This is a genomic window from Streptomyces sp. UNOC14_S4 (genome assembly GCF_020740835.1).
Lineage (GTDB): Bacteria > Actinomycetota > Actinomycetes > Streptomycetales > Streptomycetaceae > Streptomyces.
In genome coordinates this window covers 1-6,274 of sequence record NZ_JAINFC010000444.1, presented here as the reverse complement: position 1 = coordinate 6,274, position 6,274 = coordinate 1, and the positions used below count along the sequence as shown (strand labels likewise).

General features: G+C 71.8%; 4 protein-coding genes. All 4 read right to left on the bottom strand.

Annotation, left to right across the window (positions count from 1 at the left end):
• Positions 1–205: 205 nt before the first annotated feature.
• On the bottom strand, positions 206–1,642 hold the full coding sequence (obgE, locus tag K6I34_RS29055; protein ID WP_229330369.1) for a GTPase ObgE: 1,437 nt from the start codon (positions 1,640–1,642) through the stop codon (positions 206–208).
• A gap of 118 nt (positions 1,643–1,760) precedes the next feature.
• Positions 1,761–2,015: a 50S ribosomal protein L27 gene (gene rpmA / locus K6I34_RS29050; RefSeq protein WP_114036862.1), complete on the bottom strand. Its 255-nt coding sequence runs from the start codon at positions 2,013–2,015 to the stop codon at positions 1,761–1,763.
• Positions 2,016–2,035: 20 nt separating this feature from the next.
• On the bottom strand, positions 2,036–2,356 hold the full coding sequence (gene rplU, locus K6I34_RS29045) for a 50S ribosomal protein L21 (protein WP_229330367.1): 321 nt from the start codon (positions 2,354–2,356) through the stop codon (positions 2,036–2,038).
• A gap of 497 nt (positions 2,357–2,853) precedes the next feature.
• Positions 2,854–6,274 (bottom strand): Rne/Rng family ribonuclease (locus tag K6I34_RS29040; protein WP_229330365.1); only part of this gene is annotated, 3,421 nt, incomplete at its 5' end.

Below are 6,274 nucleotides of genomic sequence, written 5' to 3'. Positions count from 1 at the left end.
TCAAGCGACCACTGTCCCGCTACGCATACAAGAGCCTGCGCGTGGACCGACGCACCTACAAAGCCACCATCAGCATCGACATCCTGTTGACAGGGCCCATCAGCCCATAACTTCACGGCCTTGCCCTAAAGGGGCGCGCTACCCCACGTACGCAAAGGGGCGGACGGGGAAACCCCGTCCGCCCCTTCAGGCGTTCCTAGACCCGTCAGAACGGGTTGAACTCGTCGTACTCGCGGTCCGCGTCGTCGCGCTCCGCGTCGCGGTCGCGGCGGCGCTGCGCGGCGGGGCGGGGGGCGTCGAAGCGGTGGTCCTCGCCGCGGCGGCCGAGCATCTCCGCGCCGGCGGCCATCGTCGGCTCCCAGTCGAAGACGACCGCGTCCTCCTCGCTGCCGATCGCGACGCCGTCACCGGCCCGCGCGCCGGCCTTGAGGAGCTCGTCCTCGACGCCGAGGCGGTTGAGGCGGTCGGCGAGGTAGCCGACGGCCTCGTCGTTGTTGAAGTCGGTCTGGCGCACCCAGCGCTCCGGCTTCTCGCCGCGCACGCGGTAGAGGCCGTCCTCCTCCAGGGTGACGGTGAAGCCCGCGTCGTCGACGGCCTTCGGACGGATGACGATGCGGGTCGCCTCCTCCTTCGGCTTCGCGGCGCGCGCCTCGGAGACGATGTTCGCGAGGGCGAACGACAGCTCCTTGAGGCCGTGCCGGGAGACAGCGGAGACCTCGAAGATCTGGTAACCGCGGGACTCCAGCTCCGGCCGGATCATGTCGGCGAGGTCCTGGCCGTCCGGGATGTCGACCTTGTTGAGGACGACGATGCGCGGCCGGTCCTCCAGGCCGCCGTACTCCTTGAGCTCGGCCTCGATCACGTCGAGGTCGCTCAGCGGGTCGCGGTCGGACTCCAGCGTGGCCGTGTCGAGCACGTGCACCAGCACCGAGCAGCGCTCGACGTGCCGCAGGAACTCCAGGCCCAGGCCCTTGCCCTGGCTGGCGCCGGGGATCAGACCGGGGACGTCGGCGATGGTGTAGACCGTCGAACCGGCGGTGACGACGCCCAGGTTGGGGACGAGCGTCGTGAAGGGGTAGTCGGCGATCTTCGGCTTGGCGGCCGAGAGCACGGAGATCAGCGAGGACTTGCCCGCGCTCGGGTAACCCACGAGAGCCACGTCCGCGACGGTCTTGAGCTCCAGGACGATGTCCCCGAGGTCGCCGGGCTCGCCCAGCAGCGCGAAGCCGGGGGCCTTGCGGCGGGCGGAGGCCAGCGCCGCGTTGCCGAGGCCGCCGCGGCCGCCCTGTGCGGCGATGAAGCGCGTGCCCTGGCCGATCATGTCGGCGAGCACGTTGCCGTGCTTGTCCTGGACGACGGTGCCGTCGGGAACGGGCAGGACGAGGTCCGTACCGTCCTTGCCGGAGCGGTTGCCGCCCTCGCCCGGCTTGCCGTTGGTGGCCTTGCGGTGCGGGCTGTGGTGGTAGTCGAGCAGCGTGGTGACGGACTGGTCGACGACCAGGATCACGTCGCCGCCACGGCCGCCGTTGCCGCCGTCCGGGCCGCCGAGCGGCTTGAACTTCTCGCGGTGCACGGAGGCGCAGCCGTGGCCTCCGTTACCCGCGGCGACGTGCAGCTCGACGCGGTCCACGAAGGTGGTCATAGCAGCGTTCCTCCTGGTGCTTCGGGAATGTCTCTGTTGTAACGCAACGAGGGCGGACCCGCTTCCCCGCAGGGAAACAAGGTCCGCCCTCGTCAGATCGCTCTACGGAAAGCCTGGATCAGGCAACCGGAACGATGTTGACGACCTTGCGGCCACGGTGGGTGCCGAACTGCACCGCACCGGCCTGCAGCGCGAACAGGGTGTCGTCGCCGCCGCGGCCGACGCCCGCGCCCGGGTGGAAGTGGGTGCCGCGCTGGCGGACCAGGATCTCACCGGCGAGCACGGTCTGACCGCCGAAGCGCTTCACACCGAGCCGCTGGGCGTTGGAGTCGCGACCGTTCCGGGTGGACGATGCGCCCTTCTTGTGTGCCATTTAGTCTCAGTCCCCTCTAATTACTTGGCAGCCGTCGGGATGGCGGTGATCTTCACGGCCGTGTACTGCTGACGGTGACCGATGCGCTTGCGGTAACCGGTCTTGTTCTTGTACTTCAGGATGTCGATCTTGGCACCCTTGTGGTGGTCCACGATCTCGGCCTGAACCTTGATGCCCGCCAGGACCCACGGGTCACTGGTGACGGACTCACCGTCGACGACGAGCAGCGTCGAGAGCTCGACCGCGTCGCCCACCTTGCCGGTGGAAATCTTGTCAACCTCGACGATGTCACCAACAGCAACCTTGTGCTGGCGACCACCGCTGCGCACGATTGCGTACACGCGGAACTCACTCTCTCGCTAGTAAAGGGACCTCTGACGCCAGCCGCTCAGACACGGGCCGGGGCCCGCGCTTCATCCGAGTGGACGAGCGGCCTCTCCAGACCCGCCGGGCCTGAAGGGATGTGCTCAGGGGGTGGTGTACAGACACCGATTGAAAAGGTTACGGGACCGGTTTTCCAGGGTCAAACCAGGGGTATTCCCTGGCGCGCTGTGGTTGCCCACGGTCGCGCTCCCGCTCCGCCTACGGGGGTGCGCCCTGAGCCCGCCCTGCGCCTGCGGCCCGGTGGGGGCTGAGCGCGCAGTTCCCCGCGCCCCTGATGGGGCGCACCTCGTCAGCCGCCCCGTAAGGGGCGCGGGGAACTGCGCGGCCAGCCACGGACGGGCCCGCAGCCGCGCGCCGAGCGCAGAGGCAGCCCCGTAGGCAAAAAGGCCCGCCCCCGGACCACCCGGCCGAAGCCGGGGGTCCGGGGGCGGAGCCCCTGGGAGGGAGGAGGGCCTCAGTCCTCCGAGGACGCCGCCGCGGCCGGCTCCGCCACCTTCTTGGCGGCGGCCTTCTTCGTCGTCGTCTTCTTGGCCGTCGTCTTCTTCGCCGTGGCCTTCTTGGCAGTCGTCGTCTTCTTGGCGGCGGCCTTCTTCGTGGTCGTCGCCTTCTTCGCCGGTGCCTTCTTGGCCGTGGTCTTCTTCGCGGCCGTCTTGCGGGTCGTCTTCTTCACCGGGACCGGGGCCTCCGCCTCGGACTCGGACTCCGACTCGGACTCCGCGACCGCCTCGGCAGCGGCCTCGACCGGAGCCTCGGCCTCGACCTCGGGCTTCGGCTCCACGACCGGCTCCACGACCGCTTCGGCCATCGGCTCGGCGACCGCTGCGGTCACCGGTTCCGCGGCCGGGGCCGCGGTGACCACGACCACCGACTCGTCCGTCGCCGCGGGCGAGCCCGCCGGAGCGGACGCCCTACGGGTCGCCCGACGACGCGTACGGGCCGGAGCGGCGGCCGGAGCCGCCTCCTCGACGGGCGCCTCGACCGGAGCCTCGGCCGGGGCCTCGACCTCGACCGGAGCCTCCACGACCGGCTCGGCCACCGGCTCGGCCACAGCCTCCGGCTGCGGCTGCGGCTCCGCGGCCACGACCACCGGCTCCACGGCCTTCTCGGCGCCCTTCGGCGAGCCCGCCGGAGCGGTCACCTTGCGGGTCGCCCGGCGGCGCGTACGGCCACCGCGCTTGGCGGCCGCCGCCTCGGCCTCGGCCGGGCTGCCGAACCACTCCTCGTCACCGCCGACCGACGGCTGCAGCTCGGCTTCGGTCACCACGACCGGCTCCAGCTCCGGCGCCTCGGCAGCCGCGGGGGCCGCCTCCTCGACGACCGGCTCCGGCGTCACGTGCTCGTGCTCGTGCGGCTGGGCCTTGCCCTTCTTCTTGCCGCGCTTGCCGCCACCGCCACCGCCACCGCCGACGGACGACGGCTGGTCCATGTGGACGATCACACCGCGGCCGTTGCAGTGCACGCACGGCTCGGAGAACGACTCCAGCAGACCCTGGCCGACCCGCTTGCGGGTCATCTGGACCAGACCCAGCGAGGTCACCTCGGCGACCTGGTGCTTGGTGCGGTCGCGGCCCAGGCACTCCAGCAGACGGCGCAGCACCAGGTCCCGGTTGGACTCCAGCACCATGTCGATGAAGTCGATCACGATGATGCCGCCGAGGTCGCGCAGCCGCAGCTGGCGCACGATCTCCTCGGCCGCCTCCAGGTTGTTCCTGGTGACCGTCTCCTCCAGGTTGCCGCCCTGGCCGGTGAACTTGCCGGTGTTGACGTCGATGACGACCATCGCCTCGGTCCGGTCGATCACCAGCGAGCCGCCGCTCGGCAGCCAGACCTTGCGGTCCAGCGCCTTCATCAGCTGCTCGTCGATCCGGTACGTGGCGAAGACGTCGACGTCCGACGTCCACTTCTGCAGCCGGTCGACCAGGTCCGGGGCGACGTGCGAGACGTAGCCGTGGATGGTCTCCCAGGCGTCGTCACCGCTCACGATGACCTTGGAGAAGTCCTCGTTGAAGATGTCGCGCACGACGCGGACGGTCATGTCCGGCTCGCCGTACAGCAGGGTCGGGGCGTTGCCGCTCTTCGCCCGCCGCTGGATCTCCTCCCACTGCGCCTGGAGCCGCTGGACGTCGCGCGCCAGCTCCTCCTCGCTCGCGCCCTCCGCGGCCGTACGGACGATGACGCCCGCGTCCTCGGGGACGATCTTCTTGAGGATCTGCTTCAGGCGCGCGCGCTCGGTGTCGGGCAGCTTGCGGCTGATGCCGGTCATCGAGCCCTCGGGCACGTAGACCAGGTAACGGCCCGGCAGCGAGACCTGGCTGGTCAGGCGGGCGCCCTTGTGGCCGATCGGGTCCTTGGTGACCTGCACCAGCACGGACTGGCCGGACTTCAGCGCGGTCTCGATGCGGCGCGGGCCGCTGCCCATGCCGAGCGCCTCGAAGTTGACCTCACCGGCGTACAGGACGGCGTTGCGGCCCTTGCCGATGTCGACGAAGGCGGCCTCCATGGACGGCAGCACGTTCTGGACCTTGCCCAGGTAGACGTTGCCGACGTAGCTGGTGGCCTGCTCCTTGTTGACGAAGTGCTCGACGAGGACGTTGTCCTCCAGCACGCCGATCTGGGTGCGCTCACCGCTCTGACGTACGACCATCACGCGCTCGACGGCCTCACGGCGCGCCAGGAACTCCGCCTCGGTGATGATCGGCACACGGCGGCGGCCCTGCTCACGACCCTCGCGGCGGCGCTGCTTCTTGGCCTCCATACGGGTGGAGCCCTTGATGGACTGCACCTCGTCGAAGCCCGTGCCGGGCTCGCGCTCCTCGCGCTTGCGGGGCTCGCGGATCTTGACGACGGTGCGCTCCGGCTCGTCGGTGCCCGGCTCGGTCTCGGCGGCCTCGCCGCTGCGGCGACGGCGACGACGACGGCGACGGCTGCCAGCGGACGCCGACTCCTCGCCGTACTCCTCCTCCGGCTGCTCCTCCTCGGCGCCCTCGGGCTCCTGCTCGCCCTCGGCGGCGTACTCGTCCTCGGCACCCTCGAGCTCGGCCTCACCACGCCGGCGACGGCGGCCGCCACGGCGACGACGGCGCGACGGGCGCTCCGACTCCTCCTCGCCCTCGGCCTCCTCCTCGACGGAAGCGGCGGCCTCCTCGGGCTCGGCCTCCTCCGTGGTCACCTCCGGCACGGCCTGCTCGGCCTCGGCGGGCTCGCCACGGCGGCGGCGACGGCGACGGGACCGCGCGGGCACCTCCGCCTCGACCTCGGCCTCGGCCTCGGCCTCCTCCTCGACGGAAGCGGCGGCAGCGGCAGCGGCGGTCTCCGGCGTCTGGAACATCGGCTCGGTGAACACCGGCGCCTGGAAGACGGCCACCGACGGCCGCACGGCACGACGGCGGCCACGCGCGGGCGCCTCGGCGGGAGCGGCCTCGGCAGCGGCGGCCTCGACGGGCGCGGCGGCAGGCGCGGCCTCGACGGGGGCCTCGGCCCTGGTCTCGGCGGCCTCGACGACGCGACGGCGGCCACGCGTACGGCGACGGGGTGCCTCGACGGGCGCCTCCTCGACCTGCTGCGGCTCCTGCGTCTCTTCGGGCTCCTCGGCCTCAGCCTGCTCCTCGAGCTCCTCCGGCTCCTCCGCCATGGGCTCGGCGGCGGGGGCCTCGGCGGCCGGGACAGCGGTGCCGGGCGTACCGGCCGTCCGGGTGGCGCGACGGCGCGTACGGGCGGGCTTGGCGGCCTTGACGTCCTCGGCGGCAGGAGCGGCCGGGGCCTCCTCGGCAACCGGAGCCGCCTCGGCAACCGGAGCGGCCTCGACAGCGGCGACCTCGGCGGCCTTGGGGGCACCGGCGGGGGCCGATGCCCTGCGGACGGCGCGGCGGCGCGGG

What these genes read in the sequence shown, in the direction of transcription:
- obgE (WP_229330369.1), bottom strand. Translation starts at nt 1,642, where the DNA reads ATGACCACCTTCGTGGACCGCGTCGAGCTGCACGTCGCCGCGGGTAAC.
- rpmA (WP_114036862.1), bottom strand. Translation starts at nt 2,015, where the DNA reads ATGGCACACAAGAAGGGCGCATCGTCCACCCGGAACGGTCGCGACTCC.